Genomic DNA, 22539 nt, shown 5'->3' with positions numbered 1-22539 from the left:
CTGCGGGCGGTGGTTACTCGTTGCCTCCGTTGACGGTGGCCTTGTCGACGCCGCCCTTGGTGACGTTCCACTTCTCCAGGACCTTCTGGTACTCGCCGTTCTCGATGATGGCGTCGAGCGCCTTGGCGAGCGCGTCCCGCAGCTCCGGGTTGTCCTTGGAGACCGCGATGCCGTACGGAGCGGCGTCGATCTGCTCGCCGACGACCTCGAAGTCCTCGCCGCCGCCCGACTCGCGGGCGTTGTACGCGGCGACCGGGAAGTCGTTCAGGTCCGCGACGGCCCGGCCCTGCTTGACCTGCTGGAGCGCCTCGGTGTCCTTGGTGAAGGGCAGCGTCTTGATCGGCTTGTCGCACTTCTCGTTCTGCGCCTTGGCGATGTCCGCGCTGACCGTGCCCCGCTGGAAGGCGACGGTCTTGCCGCACAGGTCGTCGAGCGTCGAGATGCCCTCGGGGTTGCCCTTCTGGACCAGGATGGAGACGCCGGCGGAGAAGTAGTCGACGAAGTCGACCTCGGCCTGGCGCTCCTTGTTGTCGGTCATCGACGACATGATGATGTCGAAGCGGCCGGAGTCGAGCGACGGGATCAGGTTGTCGAAGACGTTGTTCTGGAACTGGAACTCGACGCCCAGCTCCTCGCCGAGCGCGTTGGCGATGTCGATGTCCACGCCGACGGGCTTGCCGCCCTGGTCGAACTCCATCGGGGCGTACGCGATGTCCGAGCCGACCTTGATCACGCCGGCGTCCTCGATGCCCTTCGGCAGCGCGCCGGGCGCCGCGTTCGCCGAGCCCTCGGTCTTCTCACCGCCGTCGCCACCGTCGCCCCCGTCGTCGGTCTGGTCGCCGCAGGACGAGAGCACGAGTGCCCCCGCGGCGGCGAGTGCCCCGATGGCCACCAGTCGTGACTTGGCTGCTCCGGTGCGCCGGGTGCTGCGAGGGCTCATTGCGGGATCCTCCTGCAAGGGTGAACGGGGGTCAGAAGTCCACGGCCTCGGGCGCGACAGTTGGTGCGCCTGGGGCGGATGTCGACGATTGCCGACGACGGCATCTTTGCATCCGGAAGCCACGGCTCAGGAAGGCTGCCGGGTCAAAATCCGATAACAGGTTCGGTAGTGAGACGTAGCTCACGTTGCTACATAACGCCAATAACGAGCGATTCGCGACTTTTCGCAATATGCGAAGCCCCGCATGGCTATGCGAACGGACTCCACCCACTCTCGCAAAGTGGCTCGCACGGGGCGCTCGGCTTCCTGTAGAACGGACACTTACACCCCAAATCCGGGGCCCAGGGCGCGAGTGCGGCGCGCCCGGTGTCCGGGCCTCACCGTGGCCATGGCGCTCACTCCGCGGCCAGGCGGCCGGACACGTGCCCGCCCACCCCTCGACCGAGAGGGGTGGTCCCTCTTTCTTTGACTGTGACTAAGGGGTCAACAACGTGGCAGCGGAGATCGTCAACCCTCCGAGCGGGACGGAAACGTCCGACAGCCCAGACGACGACTACTTCGACCCGGCCTTCGCCCTCCACCGCGGCGGGAAGATGGCCGTCCAGGCGACCGTGCCGGTCAACGACAGGGACGACCTGTCGCTGGCCTACACACCGGGCGTCGCCAAGGTGTGCACCGCAATCGCCGAGCAGCCCGAGCTGGTTCACGACTACACCTGGAAGTCCCAGGTCGTCGCCGTCGTCACGGACGGCAGCGCGGTCCTCGGCCTCGGCGACATCGGGCCCGAGGCGTCCCTTCCGGTGATGGAGGGCAAGGCCATCCTCTTCAAGCAGTTCGGCGGCGTGGACGCGGTCCCCGTCGCGCTGGACTGCCGCGGGGTCGACGAGATCGTCGAGACGGTGGTGCGCCTCGCCCCCTCCTTCGGCGGGGTGAACCTGGAGGACATCTCCGCCCCCCGCTGCTTCGAGATCGAGCGCAAGCTACAGGAGCGCCTGGACATCCCGATCTTCCACGACGACCAGCACGGCACCGCCGTCGTCACGCTCGCCGCGCTGCGCAACGCCGCGAAGCTCAACGGCCGGGCGCTCGGCTCGCTGCGCGCGGTGATCTCCGGGGCCGGCGCGGCCGGCGCGGCGATCGCGAAGATCCTGGTGGAGGCCGGCATCGGGGACGTGGTGGTCGCCGACCGCAAGGGCATCGTCTCCGCGGACCGCGAGGACCTGACCGACGCCAAGCGCGAGCTGGCGGAGCTGACCAACCTCGACGGGCGTACGGGATCGCTGGAGTCGGCGCTCGCGGGCGCCGACGTCTTCATCGGCGTCTCCGGCGGCACGGTGCCGGAGCGGGCGGTGGCGACGATGGCCGAGGGCGCGTTCATCTTCGCCATGGCCAACCCGAACCCGGAGATCCACCCGGACGTGGCGCACAAGTACGCGGCGGTCGTGGCCACGGGCCGCAGCGACTACCCGAACCAGATCAACAACGTGCTGGCGTTCCCCGGCATCTTCGCCGGGGCACTCCAGGTGCGCGCCTCGCGGATCACCGAGGGCATGAAGCTCGCGGCGGCGGAGGCGCTGGCGGACGTGGTCGCGGGCGAGCTGAGCCCGGACTGCGTGATTCCGTCGCCGTTCGACGAGCGGGTGGCGCCGGCCATCACGCGCGCGGTCGCCGCGGCGGCGCGCGCGGAGGGCGTGGCGCGGCGGTAGCCGCCGCAGCGGTCCGTACGGTGCGCGCCCCGCGGGCGGCGCCGTACGGACCGCGAGAACCCCGTGCGGGGCCGTCCGGCGCGTGTGCCGGACGGCCCCGCCGCACGTCGCACGGACGCCGGTGCGGGGCGGCCGTACGCCGGGCGCCCCCGGCTCCGTACCCCTCAGGCCGCCACGCGCTCCTCCGGCACCCGGCGCCGCAGCCCCGGTCGCAGGATCGCGGGCGGGTCGTACGCCATGTCCAGCCGGCCGACCTCCGTGCCCGGCGGCACGACGGCGTCGATCTCGTCCAGCACGTCGTCGCCGAGCACCGTCCCGGCACCGGCGAGCAGGTCGTCGAGCTGCTCCATGGTGCGCGGCCCGATGATCGCGGACGTGACACCCGGGTGGGAGATCACGAAGGCCAGCGCCATGTGCGTCAGCGACATCCCCGCCTTCTCCGCGAGCGGAATCAGTTCCTCGACGGCGTCGAGCCGGCGCTCGTCGCCGAGGTACTTGAAGCCGTAGCCGCCGCGGAAGGTGGTCGGCTCCTGGCCCTTGCGGTAGCGGCCGGTGAGCATGCCGCCGGCCAGCGGGCTCCACACCAGCGCGCCCATCCCGTAGCGCTCGCAGACGGGCAGCACCTCGCGCTCGATGCCGCGGTCGAGGAGCGAGTAGTTCGGCTGCTCGGTACGGAACCGCGCCAGGCCGCGCCGCTCGGCGACCCACTGCGCCTCGACCAGGTCGGAGGCGGGGAAGGCGGAGGTGCCGATCGCCCGCACCTTGCCGGCGCGCACCAGGTCGGTGAGCGCGGAGAGGGTCTCCTCGATGTCGGTGTCCGGCGCGGGCCGGTGGATCTGGAACAGGTCGACGTGGTCGGTCCCGAGCCGGCGCAGGGAGTCCTCCAGCGCGCGGACCAGCCAGCGCCGGGAGTTGCCCTGCCGGTTGGGGTCGTCGCCCATGGGCAGGTGCGCCTTGGTGGCGAGCACGACGTCGTCGCGGCGGCCCCTGAGGGCCTTGGCGACGATCTCCTCGGACTCGCCGTGGGAGTAGAAGTCGGCGGTGTCGACGAAGTTGACGCCCGCGTCCAGCGCCTTGTGGATGATGCGGACGGATTCGTCGTGGTCGGGGTTGCCCTGTGCGCCGAACATCATCGCGCCCAGGCAGTAGGGGCTGACCTTGATGCCGGTCCGGCCCAGCGTGCGGTACTGCATGGCTCTCCTCCTGCGTGGACTGCGGGTCGGACGCCCCGCTAGACTGAAAACGGAACGCCGTTCAGTTCCGAGAATACGGAACAACGTTCCACTTTTGCAAGGGGTCCGCGCATGTCCGATCGCAGCACCGCGGAGGAGCCGGCCGCCGGCCGCCGCATGCGGCCCGACGTCCGGCGCAGCCTCGACGCGCTGCTGACCGCGGCGGCCGAGGTCTTCGAGACGGAGGGCGTGGACGCGCCCGTACGCCACATCACGGCGAAGGCCGGGGTGGGGGCGGGGACGCTCTACCGGCACTTCCCGCAGCGCTCGGACCTCATCACGGCCGTCTTCCGCAACGAGGTCGACGCCTGCGCCGCCGCGGCCCCCGTCCTGGCCGCGCAGTACGAGCCGGTGGAGGCGCTGACGCGGTGGCTGCACCGCTTCACGCGGTTCGTCGCGGCCAAGCGGGGACTGAAGGCCGCCCTGCACTCCGGCGACTGCGCGTACGAGAGCCTGCCCGGGTACTTCCAGGAGCGCTTCGTCCCCGCCCTGGCACAACTGCTGGACGCCGCCGCCGAGGCCGGCGACGTCCGCTCCGACGTGGCGCCGTACGACCTGCTCCAGGCGCTCAGCGGCATCATCGACCCCGACGACCCGGAGTACACCCAACGCATGATCGCTCTGCTCGTCGACGGCCTCCGCTACCGCGCCTGACGGCGCGTCCGCTCAGCGCAGCGCCAGCACCGCCGCGTCGCGCGCGGAGGCCCAGACCGTACGGGCCTCGGCGAAGCCCGCGGCGCGCAGCGTCTCCGCGTGCCAGGCGGGCGGCTGGACGTCGCCGTCGGCGTGGCCCTCGTTGGGGTCGTTCGGGTCGCCGAAGATCGCGAAGCGCTCGGCCGCGGGGCCGCCGAGCACCGGGTCCGCGGCGACCGCGCGCCACCAGTCCGCCCAGTCCAGCACCCCTTCGGCCCGCTCGCGGTCCTGGCGGACCTTGCTCCAGTTGCGCACCGCCTCGTCGATGCCCGGCGTGGCCGGGTCGGGCATGTGGTCGGCGTTGACGAAGATCCCGCCCTCGCGGACGACGCCGGCGATCTGCCCGTAGAGCGTGGCGAGCTGGTCGGAGAAGAGCCAGTGCAGCGCGGTGGAGGTGAGCACCGCGTCGTACGAACCGTGCGGCAGCCGCGCCGTCCAGTCGGGCTTGGCCAGGTCGACGGTGACGAAGTCCGCGCGCGGGTCGTCCGCGAAGGTGCCGCGCGCGATGGTGAGCAGCGCGGGGTCGAGGTCGGCGCCGGTGGTGCGCGCGCCGGGGAACCGGCGCAGCAGCCGGGCGCTGATGCTGCCCGTGCCGCAGGCCAGGTCGAGCACCCGCGGCTCGGGCCCCACCAGGGCCTCGACCGCGTCGAGCATCACCCGGAAGCGGTCCTCGCGATCCGGCATGTACCACTCCTGCTGGCGGTCCCAGCTCGCCTGCCACGCCTGCCAGTCGGCGCCCACGGGCGTCGCGGCCCCGGTCTCTGCGGCCATTGCTGCCTCCCCTGCCTCCGCTGCGTAATACCCTCTATGCAGGGTCGTCCATTACGAACCCCGCCGCGTCAGCATAAGCCGAGCCCGTAAGGACTGCAAGTGGAACTGGCCTATTACTCAGATATGGCGGTGCGCCTCGTCAACACCGAGGAACCGGAGCGCGGCACCGACTCGCTGACCTCGCTGGACGCGGCCAAGCAGCTCTTCCGGGACAGCGGAAACTTCACCCGGCGGGCCACCGACGCCGACGTCAGCCGGCTGCGCCAGGTACGCGGGCGGCTGCGGGTGATCTTCGAGGCGGCCGACGAGGGCGACGAGGTGCGCGCCGTGGACATGCTGAACGCGCTGCTCATCGACTTCCCCGTCAGCCCGCGGATCAGCGGGCACGACTTCCGCGACGAAGACGGGCGCCCCAAGTGGCACCTGCACATCGCCGAGCAGTCGGCCAGCTCCGGGGCAGGCTTCGCCGCCGCCGCGTGCATGGGGCTGGCCGTCCACCTCACCGACTACGGCGTCGACCGCCTCGGCCTGTGCGCGGCGTCGCCGTGCCGCAACGTCTTCCTCGACACCTCGACCAACCGCTCCCGCCGCTACTGCTCGGACCGCTGCGCGACCCGCGCCAACGTCGCGGCCTACCGCGCCCGGAAGCGCCAGGCCAGCGGCCGTACCGCCGACGCGGCCCACGAGACCACCGCGGGCACCGACCGCACCGAGCGCTGAAGCCCCCGCGGGGGCCGCAGCCGCAGCAGGGCGCGGGCGACCACCAGTTCGTCCGGTACGGCGCCGAACTCCCGGCTGTCGTTCTCCACGAACCGGTTGTCGCCGAGCACCCACCAGCCGCCGTCGCGGCGCTCCACCACCCGTTTCACGATCAGCAGATCCTGCTGGAACGGGTGGCGCAGCACGGCCACGTCACCGGGCCGCACCGCCGACTCGTACTGCACGAGGAGCTGATCCCCCGGACGCAGCGTGGGCACCATCGACGGACCGTCGACCACCGCGAGGCCGAGGCGCTGGAGCCCTCGGCGCCCGGCGTCGTGCCCGCGCTCGTTCACCTGGCCCTGCATCGGGCATGCACCTCCGGCCTGTCGTCCACAAGGCCCAGCCTTCCACTGGACTTTTGACCTAAGCCCTCCGGGGCACTCGCGAATTTTCGTTCCCCACGGAGTAATGTCCCATCTGGAAGACGATCACGAGGAAGGACGGCTGCTTTCCATGATTTCTCGCCTGTTCGCCCCCAAGGTGACGGTCAGTGCCCACTGCGATCTCCCCTGCGGCGTCTACGACCCGGCCCAGGCTCGCATCGAGGCCGAATCGGTCAAGGCCATCCAGGAGAAGATGCAGGGCAACGACGACCCGCACTTCCAGGCGCGGGCCACCACCATCAAGGAGCAGCGCGCGGAGCTTGCCAAGCACCACGTTTCGGTGCTGTGGAGCGACTACTTCAAGCCCCCGCACTTCGAGAAGTACCCTGAGCTGCACCAGCTCGTCAACGAGACCCTCAAGGCCATCAGCGCCGCCAAGGGTTCCACCGACCCGGCCACGGGCCAGAAGGCACTGGACTACATCGCCCAGGTCGACAAGATCTTCTGGGAGACCAAGAAGGGCTGAGGCCCGACCGTCCGCGAGGACTGTCCGCGAACACCGCGCCCGTACCGTCACGGACGGTACGGGCGCGTCGGCGTCCGGGCCGCGGATTCCCCCCGCTTCCGTAACAGTTCCCTGCTACGCCCGCGCGTCGATAAGTTCTTGCTACGCGGCGCGCGTTGCCGTCAGTTCTTCCGGAGATCGGCGAGCGCCGTCTTCGTCTCGTCCTTGAGCATCTGCTCCACCTCGTCGTAGGACGGCGGATCGCCGGAGTCGGTGCCTCCGTAGTAGCTCCAGTCCATCTCGTAGGTGAACCAGCCGTCGCGTACGGCCAGGCTCATCGAGCGGCTGCTGCTGTCGCCGTCGCTGTCCTCCCGGACGAGGAACGCCTCGTCGCCGAAGCCGCTGACGGGCTCGGTCACGTACTTGTAGTCCTCGTTCGAGCGGTCCTCGAAGCCCTTGTACGTCGCGGCGAACTCGCCGCCCGGGTCGGACGCCTCGTGCCAGACGGCGCTGGCGGAGAGGTAGGAGCTGGCGTAGTCGGACGAGTCCGCCTCGCGGTCCGTCAGGCTCCAGCTACAGAAGCTCTGGTCCAGCCCTTCCTGCTGCGAGCCCCAGCCGGTGGCGTCGCCGGCGGTGTCGGCAATGTCGTAGCGCTCGTCGAACGCCTCCAGGTCCGAGTCGCACAGGTCCTTCTCGAAGCGGTAGCCGAGGACCGCCTCCGGCTCGTCGGAGGAGTCGAACCCGCCGGTGGCGAAGAGCGTGCCCGCCCACACCGCGGAGGCGAGCACGGCGCCGCCGAGACCCCAGAGCCAGGCCGGCACACCCTTCTTCTCCGGGGTGCCGAAGGACGGCGCGCCCGGGGGCTGCCCCGGCTGGCCCGCGGGCTGGCCCGGAGGCTGGCCGGGCGGGGGGCCGCCGGCGGGCTGGCCGGTGATCGGGACGCCGGCGGGCATCGTCGGCTGCGCGTACGGGTACTGCTGCGGCACCGAGCCCTGTGGCGGCTGCTGAGCGTAGGGGTTGGGGTTGTTCTGCTGGTACGGATTCGGCGGCGGGCCCGGCGGTATCGACATGTGCGCAATGTACCGCCTGGCAGCGGCGGTGGCCGAGCCGTCGCCCCGGCGCCCCCGGACGGGGCCGGGGCACGGCCGGCGGCCTCAGAGAGGTAGGCTCCAGGTGGCGGGCTCTTTCTCGAAGTCGAAGCCCTGGAGGACAACTTCGACGTCGAGGTTCTTCGCGCCCTCGGGGACGAAGAAGGCGAACCTCTGTGAGCCCTTCTTGCCGGGCAGGATGTTTCCGGCGAAGCCGCCGCCGACCTCTCCGTCGAAGATCTCCTCGGCCTCGTTGCCCTCCTGGCCCGCGCGGGCCAGGAGGAGGGTCATCGTCGCGTCGAACTTCTCGTCGCCGACGTTCTCCAGCGCGACCGTGACCTCGTAGGGCTTGTGGCCCGCCGGGACGTCGACCATCTCGTCGATCGCGTACGGCGTCGCCTCGGTCACGGTGGCCTTGAGGTCGTCGTAGGCCGCGGTGTCCCCCGGGGCCAGCGCCCCGCTCTCCTCCGCCGCCTCCTTCTCCTCCCCCGACCCGCCGCCCTTGGCGGCGGAGCCGGCCTTCTCGGTCTTCGGCTCGTCCGCCCCGCAGGCGGTAAGGCCGCCGAGGGCGAGGACGGCGGCGATGGTGCCGGCCACGGCGAGAACTCTGCGGCGAGGCGCGGTGATGGATGCGGACATGGGTCCCTCCCCTGAATTGAACGACCCCCCGTTTGGGGCTCGCGGGTCAACACTAGAGATGACTGTGAACGTCGTCAACACTCTTTTTCATTTGAGATGCATTCACGCCGTGGACAGGATCTTTGAGCGCATGCCGATAGGCTTTGGCTCACAGCTCCGGGCCGAACCATGCGAGGAGGCGCCGTGCCGGACGAGCACACCGCCGTGACCGCCGCCGGCATCGCACGCCTCGCCGGCGTCGGCAGAGCCGCCGTCAGCAACTGGCGGCGCCGCCACGCGGACTTCCCGCGCCCCGTCGGCGGCAGCGAGGCCAGCCCCACGTTCGACCTCGCCGCGGTCGAGGAGTGGCTGCGCGACCAGGGAAAGATCCGCGCCGTGCCGCTGCGCGAGCGGGTCTGGCAACAGGTCTCGGCGCACCCCGACGGCGCACCCGCCGGGCTCGCCCTCGCGGGGTCGGCACTGCTCGTCGTACGGGAACAGCCCTCCGTATGGCTGGCCCTGGCCGAGGGCACCGACGCCGCCCTCGCCGCCGGGCTGCCGCCCGCGCTGCGGGAGGTGCTGGCCGGACGGCTCGGTTCACAGCATCCTGTGAACATCCCCGACGACGTCTCCGCCGCCCTGCCGCTCCTGCGCGGCGCGGGCGAGCTGGCCGCGGAGGCGGGCAGCGCCCCGCGCGCGTACGAGTTCCTGCTCACCCGCTATCTGGAAGCCAACCCCCGCCAGCACACGCTTACGCCGCCGGAACCGGCGTCCCTGATGGCCGCGACCGCCGGCGCCGGCCGGCACGCGGCCGTGCTCGACCCCGCGTGCGGCGCGGGGACGCTGCTGGCCGCCCCGCCCGGCGACGGGCCCCGCTACGCCCAGGAGGCCGATCCCGACCTGGCCGCGCTCGCCGCCCTGCGGCTCGCGCTCCACACCGCCGCCGAGGTCCGGGTCGCGGCCACGGACACCCTGCGCGCCGACGCCTTCGCGGACCTCGCCGTCGACGCCGTGCTCTGCCATCCGCCGTTCAACGAGCGCAACTGGGGCCACGACGAACTCGCCTACGACCCCCGCTTCGGCTACGGGCTCCCCGCCCGCACCGAATCCGAGCTGGCCTGGGTACAGCACGCGCTGGCCCGGCTGCGCGACGGCGGCACCGCGGTCCTGCTGATGCCGCCCGCCGCCGCCTCCCGCCGCTCCGGCCGCCGCGTCCGCGCCGAGCTGCTGCGCCGCGGGGCGCTGCGGGCCGTGGTCGCCCTGCCGGTCGGCGCCGCGGTGCCGTACGGGCTGCCGCTGCATCTGTGGGTGCTCCGCAGGCCCGGTGCGAGCGCGCCCGCGGGCGGGCTCCGGCTGCTGTTCGTGGACGCCGCCGAGCGCTACGGCGTCGGCCGGGACCGGGTCCGCTGGGCGCCGCTGCACGCCGACGTGACCGCGGCCTGGCGCACGTTCGACCGCGCCGGCGAGATCGAGGAGCAGCCGGGGGCGGTACGTACCGTGTCCGTCGTCGACCTGCTCGACGACGACGTGGACCTCACGCCCGCCCGGCACCTGCCGCCCGCCGCCGCGGACGGCTCCGCGGCGGCGCTCGGCGCGGTACGGGAGCAACTGGCCGACGCCCTGCGGCTGAGCGTGGAGCGCACACCGCCGCCGCCGGCCCGTGCCGCGTCCCGCGAGGCACCGCTGACCACCGTCGGCGAGCTGGCGCGGGCCGGCGCCCTGAAGCTGCGCATGGGCGGCGCGGGCGCGGTGCCGCCGGGCGGCGCGGCGATGGCGGTGCTGACCGAGCACGACGTCGCCGGGGGCACCGCGCCCTCCGGCCGGCTGCCGGAAGGTGCCGCGGAGGAGCCCTTCCTGGTCGCGGCCGGGGATGTCGTGGTTCCCGTGCTGGGCGGCGGGCGCGTCGCGCGCGTCGTCGACGAGGACACCGCGGGTGCCGCGCTCGGCCGCAACCTGGCGCTGCTGCGCCCGGACGCCGCGGCCGTGGACCCCTGGTTCCTCGCCGGGTTTCTCCGCGGTACGGCCAACGCCCGGCAGGCCAGCAGCCACGCGTCCACCTCGACTCGCCTCGACGTACGCCGGCTCCAGCTCCCCCGGCTGCCCCCCGCGCAACAGCGGCACCACGGCGAGCTGTTCCGGGCGCTGGCCGCGTTCGAGGACGCGCTGCGCGAGGCCGGCCGGCTCGGCGGCAGGCTGGTGCAGGGGCTGTACGACGGGCTGGCCGAGGGCAGCGTAGAACCCTGGTGAGTCGTGCGGTGTCCGTACACACGCCCGCGTCGGTACGCTTTTCTCCACCATTTCCCCACCTGCCCACGCCCGGTGGCGGCTTCGCCGCCGGGGTCCGCACCCCCACCCGGTCCCGCACAGGAGCACCGCATGTACGGCCCTCCGGAGCCGCGTCCCTCCTCTCCCGCGCTGCGCATCGTGCTGCGCCTGGTCCTCACGGCCGTGCCCGTCGTCAGCCTCGGCCTCCTCGCCTGGGTACCGATGCTGCGGCTGGCCATCCTGCGGCGTACTCGCCGCGACTGGGTCCTGTTCTGGGCTTCCGCCGCGGTCTCATTCGGCGCGGTGGGGATGCTGGTCACGGTGGACGACCAGAAGCTGCCGGCGTGGCGGGAGAACACGGGCGGGGTCCTGCTGATCCTGCTCATCGTGACGGTGGCCCCGTGGTTCCTCCGCGCCGACATCCGGCACCACCGGGAGGCCACCGGGCGGCAGTTCGGCGCGGGCGGTCCGGGGGCGGGCGGACCGGTGCCGCCGTACGCGCACCCGGGCGGGCCGGTTGGGCCGCCGCCGTACGCGCAGGGCACGAGGCCGCACGGGCAGGACGCGTCCCCGCATCCGCCGGGGGCCCTGCCGCCCCAGCCACCCCCGCCGCACGGGCCGTCCCAGCCGCCCCAGCCGTCCCAGCCGTCCCAGCAGCCTCAGCCGCGCGCGCCGGAAGCACCCCGCGCCGCCCAGGTCCGCGCCGAACTCGACGAGTTGAGCGACCTCCTCCGCCGCGAGCAGGAAGGCGGCCGGTGAACGGCCGCCTCGTCGCCGGCCGCTACGAGCTGTCCACCCCGATCGGCAAGGGTGGAATGGGCCAGGTCTGGCAGGGCTACGACCGAACGCTCGACCGCCGGGTGGCGGTCAAGCTGCTCCGGGTCGAGGCGATGACGACCGGCTCCCAGGCGGACGAGCTGCGCCGCCGCTTCGGCCGCGAGTGCCGCACCACCGCGCAGGTCGACCACCCCGGCCTGGTCACCGTGCACGACGCGGGCAGCGACTCCGGCGAGCTGTACCTCGTCATGCAGCACGTCGGCGGCGCCGACCTCGCCGACCATCTCGCGGAGCACGAGCCGTACCCCTGGCAGTGGGCCGTGGCCGTCGCCGCGCAACTGTGCGCGGTGCTCTGCGCCGTGCACGCCGTGCCGATCGTCCACCGGGACCTGAAGCCGCGGAACATCATGGTCCGGCCGGACGGCACGGTCACCGTGCTCGACCTCGGTATCGCGGCCGTGCTCGACGCCGACACCACCCGCCTCACCCGCACCGGGGCGCCGATCGGCACCCCCGCGTACATGGCACCCGAGCAGGCGATGGGCGGTGCCATCGGCCCGTACACCGACCTGTACGCGCTCGGCGTGGTGCTGCACGAACTCCTCACCGGCGGCGTGCCGTTCGGCGGCTCCACCGCCCTCGGCGTACTCCACCGCCACCTGTACGAACCACCCGTGCCGGTGCACCGGATGCGTCCCGAGGTTCCCGGGGAGCTGGCGGACCTGGTGCTCTCCCTCCTGGCCAAGGACCCCCAGGACCGGCCGGCGACCGCCCACGACGTGTACGAGGCGCTGACGCCGCTGCTCCCCGCGCCCGACGGCGCCCGCCCCTCCGGCCTGCTCGACCCGACCCGGCCCTTCCGCCGCCCGCACGCCCCCTGGCCGGACCGGGCTCCGGCACCGGGCGGGGCGGCGGCGGCCCCGGCGCCGACCGGACCGGCCGGTGCGCCGGAGCCGGCCGGTGCGCCGGAGCCGGCCGGCGCGCAGGGGGCGCTCGGCGCGCCCGGGAGCGTGCCGGCGCCCTCGTCCGCCGGTACGTCCTCCGCCGCGCCCGCAGGCGGGCCGCCCGCCCGCTCCGGCACCGACCTCGCCGCCGCGGTGGACGAGGTCAAGCAGCTTCTCGACGCCGGCCGGATCACCCAGGCCGTGGACATACTCGGCGGCATCCTGCCGGAGGCGAGCGCCCGCCACGGTGAGGGCTCCACCGTGGTCCGTATGATCCGCAGGCACTACGCGGCCTCCCTCATGGACGACGGCCAGTACCGGCGCGCGCTGCCGGAAATGCGCCGGCTCGCGGACGAGCGCGCCGCGGAGGCCGGGGCGGCCGACCCGCAGGCGCTCCGGTACCGCTACGAGGCCGCCCAGTGCCTGGAGCAGATCGGCGCGGCCTCCGCGGCGCTCGCCGAATACCGCGCGCTGCTGCCGTACTTCACGAACCCGTACGCGGGACTCGACCCCGCCGACGCCCTCGGCCTGCGCCACCGCACGGCCCAACTGCTGCTCGCGCTCGGCGACCACACGGCGGCCGGCGGTGAACTGTCCGCGCTCCTGCCCGAGCTGGAGCGGGTCTACGGTCCCGGACACCCCCTGGCCGAGTCGGCGCGCCGCGCTCTGGCCACCCTGACCCGGTTCGGCGCCCGCTGACCACCGGCCCCCTCAGAGCGGCCGGGCGGCGCCCGTCAGCGCAGCCGGGCGGCGCGCAACTGGAGATAGCGCTGTTCGGGCACGCTCAGCGTGCGCTCCGCCGCGCGCCCGTACGCCTCCCGCGCCGCCCCCGGCTCCCCCGCCAGCTCCAGCAGGTGGGCCCGTACCGCGTCGAGGCGGTGGTGCTCCGCGAGCCGCGGGTCGTCCGCGAGCTTGGCCAGCAGGTCGAGCCCGGCGCGCGGGCCGTCGGCCATCGCCACGGCGACCGCCCGGTTGAGGCTCACGACGGGGCCCGGCGCCAGCCGCTCCAGCAGGTCGTACAGCCCGAGGATCTGCCGCCAGTCGGTGTCCTCGGCGCGCTCCGCCTCGTCGTGCACGGCGGCGATGGCGGCCTGCACCTGGTACGGGCCGAGCGCGGCGGTCGTCAGCGCCCGGCTGACCAGGGCCACGCCCTCCTCGATCTGCGCGCGGTCCCAGCGCCCGCGGTCCTGCTCGTCGAGCGGCACCAGCGCGCCGCCGGGCCCGCTGCGGGCCTCGCGGCGGGCGTCGGTGAGCAGCATCAGGGACAGCAGCCCCGCGGCCTCGCCGCTGTCCGGCATCAGGGTGTGGACGGCGCGGGCGAGGCGGATCGCCTCGGCGGCCAGGTCGGCGCGGCGCAGGGAGGCGCCCGAGGTGGCGGTGTAGCCCTCGTTGAAGATCAGGTACAGCACGTGCAGCACGGCGTCGAAGCGCCCCGGCAGCTCCCCGGGCTCCGGCCGCCGGAAACGTGCGCCCGCGTCCTTGAGGGTCTTCTTCGCCCGGCTGATCCGCTGCGCCATCGTCGCCTCCGGCACCAGAAAGGCGCGGGCGATCTCGGCGGTGGTCAGACCGCCGACCGCGCGCAGCGTCAGCGCGATGCGGGACGGCTGGGTGAGCGCGGGGTGGCAGCAGAGGAAGAGCAGGGTGAGCGTGTCGTCCTCGGAGGGGTGGCGCGCCTCCCCCGGCGGCGGCGCGCTGAAGTCGTCGCGGGGCGTCAGCGCGGCGGCGGTCTCCTCGCGGCGGCGCCGGGCCTCCTCGCTGCGCAGCTCGTCCGTCAGCCGGCGGGAGGCGACGCGGATCAGCCACCCGCGCGGGTTGTCCGGCACGCCCTGCGCCGGCCACTGGCCGGAGGCCGCCAGCAGGGCCTCCTGCACGGCGTCCTCGGCGGCGTCGAAGTGGCCGTAGCGGCGTACGAGGGCGCCGAGGACCTGCGGCGCGTGGCGGCGCAGCAGGTCCTCGACAGGGGCGCTCACTTGTTCGGTGCCGCATCCAGAATGGGGCGGACCACGACGTTCGAGGGCGGGGAGCCGACCGGGGCGGGGCACTGGTGCACCCGCTTGGCGATCTCGGTGACCCGCTCGTCGCTGGCGCAGTCCAGCACCCAGTAGCCCGCCAGGACCTCCTTGGTCTCGCCGAAGGGCCCGTCGGAGACGACGGACTGACCGCCGGGGCCGCCGGTCACGACGATGGCCTGCTTGGGCGCCGACAGCCCGTTGCCGTCGACGACCTCCCCGGTCTCGGCGAGGTCGTTGTTGATCGACTCCATGTGCTCGAACATCGCCTGGAGGTCCTTCTCCGTCCACGCGGGGTGGCCCTCGGAGCCGGTGCCGTTCATGGCGTCGTAGTCGGCCTGCGAACCGTAGATCATCACCAGGTACTTCATGGTTCTCACTTCCCGTGTTCCCGGCACCCGGTGCGGGCGCCTCTCACAGGAGACGTCGGGGCCGGCGGGCGCTTCTCGACATGCTCCGCCAAAGATTCTTGCGGGAATTTTCCCCGCCCGCTCGTTCTCTCCGCGGGGAGGGTCGCGTAATCTCGATTACATGATTACATCGCAGGACACGGACGAGCTACGCGGATGGATCACCGGGCGGCTGCCCGACGGCCTCTACGCCTCACCGGTCGAGGTCACCGTCGACCGGGAGGAGATCAGCATCGTCGGCACCGTCCCGGAGCCCACGGGGCTCGCCGAGGACGTGACCGGCGCCGAGCGCGACGCGGCACTGGACGGCCGCATCGCCGAGTTCCGCGAGCGCACCCGCAAGGAGCGCATGGCGGTGGCGCGGGCCGCCGAGCGGCGCTACCGCAAGAAGGTCTCCTGGGGCGCCGAGTGCGGCGGGAGGCGGGAGGTCTTCACGAACGTCTCCGCACCGGTGATGACCCGGCTGCGGCAGCCGCAGCGGCAGGTGCTCGACACCCTCGTCGCGGCGGGGGTGGCGCGCAGCCGGAGCGAGGCGCTGGGGTGGTGCGTACGGCTGGTGGAGAGCCACGCGGACGACTGGCTGCGGGAGCTGCGGGACTCGCTGGAGCACGTACGGCACGTACGGGCCCAGGGGCCGGACCGGGACGGGGATCCTGCGGACCGGGCGCCCGCGGCGCCTCCCGCCGACCCGGCCGCCACCGGCCCGGCTCCCACCCGGGACGAGGCATGAGCGAGGGCACCCCGAGCATCTACGAGTGGGCCGGCGGAGACGAGGCGTTCCGGCGGCTCACCGAGGTCTTCTACGGGCACGTGCGCAAGGACCCCGTCCTGGCACCCGTCTTCGCGCACATGGACGACGCACACCCGCGGCACGTGGCCATGTTCCTCTCCGAGGTCTTCGGCGGCCCCGAGCGCTACAGCGCGGAGCACGGCGGCCACGACCACATGGCGCGCATGCACCTCGGCCGGCACATCACCGAGGAGCAGCGCAGGCGCTGGGTGTCGCTGCTGGCGGACAGCGCGGACGAGGCGGGGCTGCCCGCCGACCCCGAGTTCCGGGCGGTGTTCTCGTACTACATCGAGTGGGGCACCAGGATGGCGCTCGTCTACTCCGCCGACGACCCGCCGCCCACGGCGGGCCCGATGCCGAAGTGGGAGTGGGGCCAGACCCCGCCCTGGCGGCCGGGCGGCTGACGGCGGCCGGGCGCAACTGGCCCAAGTGGTCTGGACATTGGCACACGCGGTCGGATAAACAGGGTGTCCGTTGCACTTTCGTACACGGAGCAGCGTGACGAACCCCCCACCACCCGCACCGTGAGAGGACCGCCATGCGACCTGGGCCCGTGTATGTCTCCCGGCGAACCGCGCTCAAGGCCGGCGCCGGCGCCGCGCTGGCCGCCGGCGGGGGCGGCGCCCTGCTGCTCGGGGGCAACGCCGCGGCCGACGGCGGCGACTCCATGCGGCGCACGGCGGACGACCCGTCGTACGTGATCGGCACCGGCGACTGGGGCGCACGGCCGCCCGGGGGCAACGTCTCCGTCTCGTCCGGCACGACCACGAAGATCGTCGTCCACCACACCGCGTTCCCGAACACCACGGACTACTCGTACGAGGCCGCCGTCTTCATGGCTCGCAAGATCCAGGATCTGCACATGGACGACAACGGCTGGATCGACAGCGGCCAGCACTTCACCGTCAGCCGCGGCGGCTACGTACTGGAGGGCCGGCACCGCAGCCTGGAAGGGCTGACCGACGGCGGCTACCAGGCCGTCAGCGCGCACGCGGTCGGCGAGAACACCCGCGGCATCGGCATCGAGAACGACGGCCACTACGTCAACGACACCCCGCCGCCGGCGCTGCTGTTCTCCCTCCAGCGGCTGTGCGTGACCATCGGCACGCAGTACGGCTTCGGCGCGGACCGCATCTTCGGCCACTGGGACTTCAACGACACGCAGTGCCCGGGCGCGCTCTTCTACCGCGAGTTCCCGGCGCTGCGCCGGCAGGTGGCGCAGGTGCTCGGCCAGGGCCCGGACGAGATCCCGGCGCGCACCTGGCCCGACACGTACAAGTCCAGCAAGGGCGGCACGGTCGAGATGGCGCAGCGCCTGCTGCGCGCGTACGGCTACGAACTGAAGGCCGACGGCGCGTACGGGCCGGAGACGCTGGAGGCGGTGCACACCTTCCAGCGCACGATGGGCCTGCCGGCCGTGGACGACGGCACGCTGGACAACGCCACATGGGAGGCCCTGACGGTGCCGGTGAGCACGGGGCACAGCGGGGACGCGGTGCTGGCGGTGCAGCAGATGCTGGTCCGCAAGCTCCACCTGGAGCAGGCCACGGGCAAGTACGACGCGGCGACGACGACGGCGGTCGCCGAGATGCAGGAACTGCACGGGCTGCGCGCGACGGGCACGATGGACGTGACCACGTGGTGCGCAACGGCGGGCGGGGTCGTCCGCGAGGAGTTCACCACCGCCTGAGCGGGGCCGCCCGCCGCCACACCGGCCGCGGCCCGGGGTGCCGGGGGCTAGTCGGGGGGTGTGAACCGGATCTCGGTCTTTTCCGCGTCCGGGGCCGCGAAAGTCAGCAGGTCCTCGGCCGCCGCCGCCAGCCGGTCCCGGTCCGGGTCCGACAGGGCCGCGAAGGGGCGGAGGTCGACCGCGGCCGAGGTCCGCTTCAGCTCCGGCTGCCAGACGCCCGCGACGCGGCCGTCGAGCAGGATCGTGCCGCGGACGATGCCGTTCGCGGTGAACACCCGGCGCTCGTCGGCCTTGTCGATGATCCGCGTACGATCCGCGTGCGCGAGGAGGACGTTGTCGAAGGGGCCGAGGAGCAGCGGCGGCACCGGGGCGGCGGGGTCGGGCAGTTCGGTGCCGGCGAGGTCGAACAGCTCACGCCCCGCCGCGTCCCGGTACGTCACCAGCCGCGGGCGCAGCCGGTCGAAGACCGTCTTGAGGCGGGTCAGCGACAGCCACTTCTGCGCGTCCGCGACCGACGCGGGACCGTACGCGGCGAGGTAGCGCAGCACCGTCTCGTCCGCGGCCGGGTCGGTGGCGGACGGGGCGCCGAGCCACTGGTCGGCGTGCGCGTAGACGAGCCCGCCGCCCCCGCCCCACACCCCGCGCGGCGGCACCTGCACCAGCGGCAGCAGCGAACGGGCCAGATACGCCAGGTCGTTCGGCTCCGCGTCCGCCCAGCGGGCGGCGAGCCGGGCGCCCAGATCGTCGTTGTGCAGGGGCCCCGCGGCCAGCGCCGTACGGGCCGCGGCGGCGAGTTCCGCCGGGTCGAGGCCCGCGACCTTGCGCCCCGCGGTGGTGGTGAGCAGCGTCCTGTCGAGGTACGGCTGCACCACGGCCCGCAGCCGCAGCGCGTCGCGGGCGCTGACGAGGTGGATCGTGCCGCGCATCAGCACCACCCGCACCGCCCGGCGGCCGGTCAGCAGCGCCGACAGGTCGCCGGTGGTGAAGCCGGCGAGCCGGCTCCAGAGCTGGTAGTACGGGGCGTCGCCGGACTGCGCCTGGAGCGCGACGAGGTGTTCGACGGCGTCGAGCGGCGGCGCCTCGCGGCGCTCGACGAGCCACTGCCGGTGCAGCAGGGCACGGCCCAGCGCGCGGTTGTCGAGGACGGAGCCGGGCGAGGTCATGCGCGTTCCCTTCGTCGTGCAGGTGTACGAGCATGCCAGCCGCGCTCCGCCGCCGGCCCGGCCGCGCGCCCGCCCCGCCGGTCCGCCCTAGCCGCTCCCCCGCCCCGCCGCGGGCCGGGCCCGCGGGGTCGGGGCCGGCGGGGTCCGTACCGCGCCGGTGCTCGCCGCGATCACCATGCCGATCGCCACGCACTGCACCGCCGTGAGCCCCTGGTCCAGCACCAGGTACCCGGCGAACGCCGCAAGCGCCGGCGCCAGGCTCATCATCAGCGCGAACGTCGCCGCCGGCAGCCGCCGCAGGGCGAACTGGTCCAGCGCGTACGGCAGCCCCGAGGACATCACCGCCACCGCCAGGCCCAGCCCCAGCGTCACCGGCTCCACCAGCCGGCCCCCCGCGCTCGCCACCCCTATCGGCAGGCTGACCAGCGCGCCCACCGACATCGCGACCGCCAGCCCGTCGGCCCGCGGGAAACGCACCCCGGCCCGCGCGCTCATCAGTATGTACGCCGCCCACAGGCTCCCCGCGCCGAGCGCGAACGCCACGCCCACCGGGTCCAGTCCGCCGAACCCGCCGCCGCTGAGCAGCACCACCCCGGCCAGCGCCAGCGCCGCCCACAGCAGGCCCGCAAGCCGTCGCCCGGCGAACACGGACAGGATCAGCGGCCCGAGCACCTCCAGGGTGACCGCGGGGCCCAGCGGGATCCGGTCGATGGCCTGGTAGAAGGACATGTTCATACCGCCGAGCGCGACGCCGAAGCCGCACAGCACCGCCCAGTCGCCCCGCGAGTGACCCCGCACCCGGGGGCGGAAGACGAGCATCAGCACGGCCGCGGCGAGCGTCAGCCGCAGCGTCACCACGCCGAGCGCGCCGGCCCGCGGGAAGAGCAGCGCGGCGACCGCGGCGCCGAACTGCGTGGACAGCGAGCCGGTCACCACCAGCGCGACACCGCCGAGCCGCCCGGCGCCCCGCCCCTGGCGGGCGCCCCCGCCACCGCCCGCACGCCCGCGCCCGCCCACGCGCCCGCGCCACCCGGCGCGTACGCCCGCCGGCCCCACCGCCCCGGCGGACGCGGAGCCGGCCGCCGCGGCGGCGGGCCCTTCTGCGGCAGAAGCTGCGGAAGCTGCGGAAGCAGCCGAGGCAGCGGAGGCGGGGCCGGGGATCCGGGGGGACGTCACGCCCTCACGCTACGAGCGCACACTCCCCTCGTGAAATGCATAACCTGCTGCGCTTATGCTTCCGAAGCATGACCGTGGAGCTGCGGCACCTGCGCGCCTTCCTCGCCATCGCCGACGAGGGCAGCATCACCCGCGCCGCCGCCCGGCTGGGCACCGGCCAGCCCGTCGTCTCCCGCACCCTGCGCCGACTGGAGGACCACATGGGCGTCCTCCTCGTCGACCGCTCCACCCACCACCTGGAGCTGACCCGCGAGGGCCGCGCCTTCCTCGACCGGGCCCGCGCCGCCGTCGCCGCGGCGGACGCCGCGCTGGACCCGGCGGGACTCGTCGTACGCCCCCTGCGCCTCGGCCACTCCTGGGCCGCGCTCGGCGACGAGACCGCGGCCCTGCTGCGCCGCTGGGACGAGGAGCACCCCGACGTCCCGCTGGAGCTGCTGCGCATCGACGACCGCTGCGCCGGCCTCGCCCGCGGCCGGGTCGACGTCGCCGTGCTGCGCGCGCCCGCCGCCGACTGCGCGGCGCGTACCGAACCGCTGCGCACCGAGAGCCGCGTCGCCGCCGTCCCCGCGGACAGCCCGCTCGCCGCCCCCGGCCGCGGCTCGCTCACGCTCGCCGACCTCGCGCACCTGCCGCTGGCCGTCAACACCGTGTCCGGAATCACCACCCCGGCACTGTGGCCGAAGGGGCACCGTCCGCGCCGTACCGTCGAGGTCGCCAACACCGACGACTGGCTCGCCGCCATCGCCGCAGGCCGCGCCGTCGGCGTCACCACCACGGCCACCGCGCAGGCGCACCGCCATCACTCGGTTGCCTACGTCCCGCTGCCCGGCGCGCCCGCCGTCCCGGTGGTGCTGGCCTGGCGGGACCCGCCCGGCCACCCTGCGGTTCCCGCGCTGCTGGCGCTTGCGCACCAGGTCGCCGGGGAACCCGGACAGGAACCGAAGGGCCCCGGCAGCCGTTGATCCATTAAGGGGCGCGCGGGATACTTGGGACCAAAGCGGTAGCAGCGGCAGAAAACCATCCCATTCGTCAGGCATCACGTCAGGAGAGACACATGGCAGGCTTCCTCGACCGCGCGAAGGAGAAGGCGGAGACCGCGATGAACCAGGGCAAGGAGAAGGTCGGGGAGGTGCAGGCCCAGCGCGAGGGCCAGAGCCTCCTGCGCCGGCTCGGCACGGCCTACTTCAACGAGCAGCGCGGCACGGGTTCGCCGCAGGAGGTGCAGGACGCCCTCCAGGCCGTCCACGCGCACATCGCCCGGCACGGCGACGGATTCCTCACCCGCGGCTGAGCCGGGCCGGGACCCGCGGCCGAGCCCGCGGCGGTACGGGCCACAGGCCCGGCACCGGCCCCGACCGGCCACCGACCGGCCCCACCCGCCAACAAGAAGCGCCCCGTGCACGCCCCAGAGCCCGCCGGCCCCGGTCCGGCAGCCCCGCCCCCGGACGGCCGGCCCGACGGTCGATCAGCCCACGGCCGATCGCCCGACGACCGGCCGCCCGACAACCGTTCACCCGACGACCAGCCGCCCGCCGGCCCACCCTCCGGCGGGCGGCTCGCCGCGCTCCGCCCCCAACTGCCCTCGCCGCTGGAGGAGGTCGCGGACGACCGCCTGGCCGCCCGCGGCGTACGCCTCCTGCTCAAGCGGGACGACCTGATCCACCCGGCGCTGCCGGGCAACAAGTGGCGCAAGCTGATGCCGAACCTGGAGCCGCGGGCGGCCGGCACCGCCGAGGGGGACGGCCGCCCGCTGCTGACGTTCGGCGGCGCGTACTCCAACCACCTGCGGGCCACCGCCGCCGCGGGCCGGCTGCTCGGCATCGGCACCCTCGGCGTGGTGCGCGGCGCCGAGCTGGCGGACCGCCCGCTCAACGAATCGCTCGCCCGGGCCGCGGCGGACGGCATGCGGCTGCACTTCGTCACGCGCGCGGCGTACCGGCGGCGCACCGACCCCGCCTTCCACGCCGAACTGCGCGCGCTCTTCGGCGACTTCCAGCTCATCCCGGAGGGCGGCAGCAACGCCGCGGCGGTACGCGGCTGCGCCGCCCTCGGCCGCGAACTCGCGGGCGCGGCCGAGACCGCGGTCGTCGCCTGCGGTACGGGCGGCACGCTCGCGGGCCTGGCCGCCGGGCTGCCCGCCGGTGCGCGCGCGATCGGCATTCCCGTCCTCAGGGGCGGTTTCCTCGGCGCCGACGTCGAGCGGCTCCAGAGCGCCGCGTTCGGCGGCCGGTGCGGCGACTGGCGGCTCGCGGACGGCTTCCACTTCGGCGGCTTCGCCCGCCGTACGCCCGAACTCGACGCCTTCGCCGCCGACTTCACCGCCCGCCACGGCCTCGCCCCCGAACCGGTGTACGTGGCGAAGATGCTCTACGCCGTCGTCGCCCTCGCCGCCGAAGGCGCCTTCCCGCCCGGCAAGGCGGTCGCGGCGGTCGTCACCGGATGACGCCGGTGTCGCCCGGACGAGGGAAGCCGGTCGGCGGTTGTCGGCGGGCCCTGCCATAATGGCAACCCGGAGTGACCGCACGGGAATTGGGACGAGTAAGCCCTAGCGACGGAGCGTAACTAGGGTTTACTATTAGTGACAGCCGCGGGATGGGGTGGCCTTCTCCGGTCCAGGAGACAGCAGCTCATCGCACGCGGTAGCGTCGCAGGCGAACGATGTGCCGCGCCGGTCCGT

At 73.8% G+C, this 22539-nt stretch carries 23 protein-coding genes; 13 read left to right on the top strand and 10 right to left on the bottom strand.

The annotated features are described in order from the left end of the window. Window positions 1-13: 13 nt before the first annotated feature. Window positions 14-940, bottom strand: a complete 927-nt coding sequence (locus QBL21_RS06675; RefSeq protein WP_407561057.1) for an ABC transporter substrate-binding protein — start codon at window positions 938-940, stop codon at window positions 14-16. A 491-nt stretch (window positions 941-1431) separates the two neighbouring features. Here QBL21_RS06675 and QBL21_RS06670 point away from each other — a divergent pair, with 491 nt between their 5' ends. Continuing rightward, window positions 1432-2646, top strand: coding sequence for an NADP-dependent malic enzyme (locus QBL21_RS06670; protein WP_407561056.1), 1215 nt, complete (start codon window positions 1432-1434; stop codon window positions 2644-2646). A gap of 164 nt (window positions 2647-2810) precedes the next feature. Here QBL21_RS06670 and QBL21_RS06665 read toward each other — a convergent pair whose 3' ends face one another. Continuing rightward, complete coding sequence (locus tag QBL21_RS06665) at window positions 2811-3839, bottom strand: aldo/keto reductase (protein WP_407561055.1); 1029 nt, start codon at window positions 3837-3839, stop codon at window positions 2811-2813. A gap of 111 nt (window positions 3840-3950) precedes the next feature. Here QBL21_RS06665 and QBL21_RS06660 point away from each other — a divergent pair, with 111 nt between their 5' ends. Then, window positions 3951-4532, top strand: a complete 582-nt coding sequence (locus QBL21_RS06660) for a TetR/AcrR family transcriptional regulator (protein WP_407561054.1) — start codon at window positions 3951-3953, stop codon at window positions 4530-4532. 12 nt (window positions 4533-4544) lie between these two features. Here the strand turns inward: QBL21_RS06660 and QBL21_RS06655 are convergent, their stop codons facing one another. Then, window positions 4545-5342, bottom strand: a complete 798-nt coding sequence (locus tag QBL21_RS06655; RefSeq protein WP_407561053.1) for a class I SAM-dependent methyltransferase — start codon at window positions 5340-5342, stop codon at window positions 4545-4547. 99 nt (window positions 5343-5441) lie between these two features. On the opposite strand from QBL21_RS06655, the gene QBL21_RS06650 reads away from it, so the two are divergent. Then, window positions 5442-6062: a CGNR zinc finger domain-containing protein gene (locus QBL21_RS06650; protein ID WP_407561052.1), complete on the top strand. Its 621-nt coding sequence runs from the start codon at window positions 5442-5444 to the stop codon at window positions 6060-6062. Here QBL21_RS06650 and sodX read toward each other — a convergent pair. Beyond that, window positions 5975-6409: a nickel-type superoxide dismutase maturation protease gene (sodX, locus tag QBL21_RS06645; protein WP_407561051.1), complete on the bottom strand. Its 435-nt coding sequence runs from the start codon at window positions 6407-6409 to the stop codon at window positions 5975-5977. The two genes, QBL21_RS06650 and sodX, sit on opposite strands and share 88 nt — an antisense overlap. Window positions 6410-6557: 148 nt before the next feature. Between sodX and sodN the strand changes: the two genes are divergently transcribed. Beyond that, on the top strand, window positions 6558-6953 hold the full coding sequence (gene sodN / locus QBL21_RS06640) for a superoxide dismutase, Ni (RefSeq protein WP_407561050.1): 396 nt from the start codon (window positions 6558-6560) through the stop codon (window positions 6951-6953). A 161-nt stretch (window positions 6954-7114) separates the two neighbouring features. On the opposite strand, the gene QBL21_RS06635 is transcribed toward sodN, so the two are convergent. Continuing rightward, complete coding sequence (locus QBL21_RS06635; protein ID WP_407561049.1) at window positions 7115-8002, bottom strand: hypothetical protein; 888 nt, start codon at window positions 8000-8002, stop codon at window positions 7115-7117. A gap of 84 nt (window positions 8003-8086) precedes the next feature. After that, entirely contained in the window at window positions 8087-8659 is a 573-nt protein-coding gene (locus QBL21_RS06630; protein ID WP_407561048.1) for a DUF4352 domain-containing protein, read from the bottom strand. 183 nt (window positions 8660-8842) lie between these two features. On the opposite strand from QBL21_RS06630, the gene QBL21_RS06625 reads away from it, so the two are divergent. The 3 genes from QBL21_RS06625 (at window position 8843) to QBL21_RS06615 (ending at window position 13323) form a co-directional block, all read left to right on the top strand. Next, entirely contained in the window at window positions 8843-10885 is a 2043-nt protein-coding gene (locus QBL21_RS06625; RefSeq protein WP_407561047.1) for an N-6 DNA methylase, read from the top strand. Between the two features lie 129 nt (window positions 10886-11014). Beyond that, on the top strand, window positions 11015-11662 hold the full coding sequence (locus QBL21_RS06620) for a hypothetical protein (protein ID WP_407561046.1): 648 nt from the start codon (window positions 11015-11017) through the stop codon (window positions 11660-11662). Then, entirely contained in the window at window positions 11659-13323 is a 1665-nt protein-coding gene (locus tag QBL21_RS06615) for a protein kinase domain-containing protein (protein WP_407561045.1), read from the top strand. The genes QBL21_RS06620 and QBL21_RS06615 overlap by 4 nt, the downstream gene beginning before the upstream one ends. A gap of 35 nt (window positions 13324-13358) precedes the next feature. Here the strand turns inward: QBL21_RS06615 and QBL21_RS06610 are convergent, their stop codons facing one another. Both QBL21_RS06610 and QBL21_RS06605 read right to left on the bottom strand, forming a co-directional pair. Further along, the gene (locus tag QBL21_RS06610; RefSeq protein ID WP_407561044.1) at window positions 13359-14594 is read right to left on the bottom strand and encodes an RNA polymerase sigma factor; all 1236 of its coding nucleotides are present in this window, start codon (window positions 14592-14594) and stop codon (window positions 13359-13361) included. Continuing rightward, entirely contained in the window at window positions 14591-15004 is a 414-nt protein-coding gene (locus QBL21_RS06605) for a YciI family protein (RefSeq protein WP_407561043.1), read from the bottom strand. Before QBL21_RS06605 ends, QBL21_RS06610 begins: the two co-directional genes overlap by 4 nt. A gap of 160 nt (window positions 15005-15164) precedes the next feature. On the opposite strand from QBL21_RS06605, the gene QBL21_RS06600 reads away from it, so the two are divergent. The 3 genes from QBL21_RS06600 (at window position 15165) to QBL21_RS06590 (ending at window position 17523) form a co-directional block, all read left to right on the top strand. Next, on the top strand, window positions 15165-15773 hold the full coding sequence (locus QBL21_RS06600; RefSeq protein WP_407561042.1) for a hypothetical protein: 609 nt from the start codon (window positions 15165-15167) through the stop codon (window positions 15771-15773). Beyond that, on the top strand, window positions 15770-16237 hold the full coding sequence (locus QBL21_RS06595) for a group II truncated hemoglobin (RefSeq protein WP_407561041.1): 468 nt from the start codon (window positions 15770-15772) through the stop codon (window positions 16235-16237). Before QBL21_RS06600 ends, QBL21_RS06595 begins: the two co-directional genes overlap by 4 nt. 134 nt (window positions 16238-16371) lie before the next feature. Next, on the top strand, window positions 16372-17523 hold the full coding sequence (locus tag QBL21_RS06590) for a peptidoglycan-binding protein (RefSeq protein WP_407561040.1): 1152 nt from the start codon (window positions 16372-16374) through the stop codon (window positions 17521-17523). Between the two features lie 47 nt (window positions 17524-17570). On the opposite strand, the gene QBL21_RS06585 is transcribed toward QBL21_RS06590, so the two are convergent. Both QBL21_RS06585 and QBL21_RS06580 read right to left on the bottom strand, forming a co-directional pair. Next, a complete protein-coding gene (locus QBL21_RS06585; protein WP_407561039.1) occupies window positions 17571-18686 on the bottom strand; it encodes a winged helix DNA-binding domain-containing protein in 1116 nt (371 codons plus the stop codon). Window positions 18687-18773: 87 nt separating this feature from the next. Continuing rightward, the gene (locus QBL21_RS06580) at window positions 18774-19862 is read right to left on the bottom strand and encodes an EamA family transporter (protein ID WP_407561038.1); all 1089 of its coding nucleotides are present in this window, start codon (window positions 19860-19862) and stop codon (window positions 18774-18776) included. 68 nt (window positions 19863-19930) lie between these two features. Here QBL21_RS06580 and QBL21_RS06575 point away from each other — a divergent pair, with 68 nt between their 5' ends. From QBL21_RS06575 to QBL21_RS06565, 3 genes are all read left to right on the top strand, one after another. After that, entirely contained in the window at window positions 19931-20824 is an 894-nt protein-coding gene (locus tag QBL21_RS06575; RefSeq protein ID WP_407561037.1) for a LysR family transcriptional regulator, read from the top strand. 92 nt (window positions 20825-20916) lie between these two features. Then, the gene (locus QBL21_RS06570) at window positions 20917-21153 is read left to right on the top strand and encodes a hypothetical protein (protein ID WP_407561036.1); all 237 of its coding nucleotides are present in this window, start codon (window positions 20917-20919) and stop codon (window positions 21151-21153) included. A 105-nt stretch (window positions 21154-21258) separates the two neighbouring features. After that, on the top strand, window positions 21259-22305 hold the full coding sequence (locus tag QBL21_RS06565; RefSeq protein WP_407561035.1) for a 1-aminocyclopropane-1-carboxylate deaminase/D-cysteine desulfhydrase: 1047 nt from the start codon (window positions 21259-21261) through the stop codon (window positions 22303-22305). Window positions 22306-22539: the final 234 nt, after the last annotated feature.

Origin of the sequence: Streptomyces sp. 184 (assembly GCF_045781775.1) — a bacterium.
In the GTDB taxonomy this organism is placed as follows: Bacteria; Actinomycetota; Actinomycetes; order Streptomycetales; family Streptomycetaceae; genus Streptomyces.
This window is presented reverse-complemented; position numbering and strand designations above follow the sequence as displayed.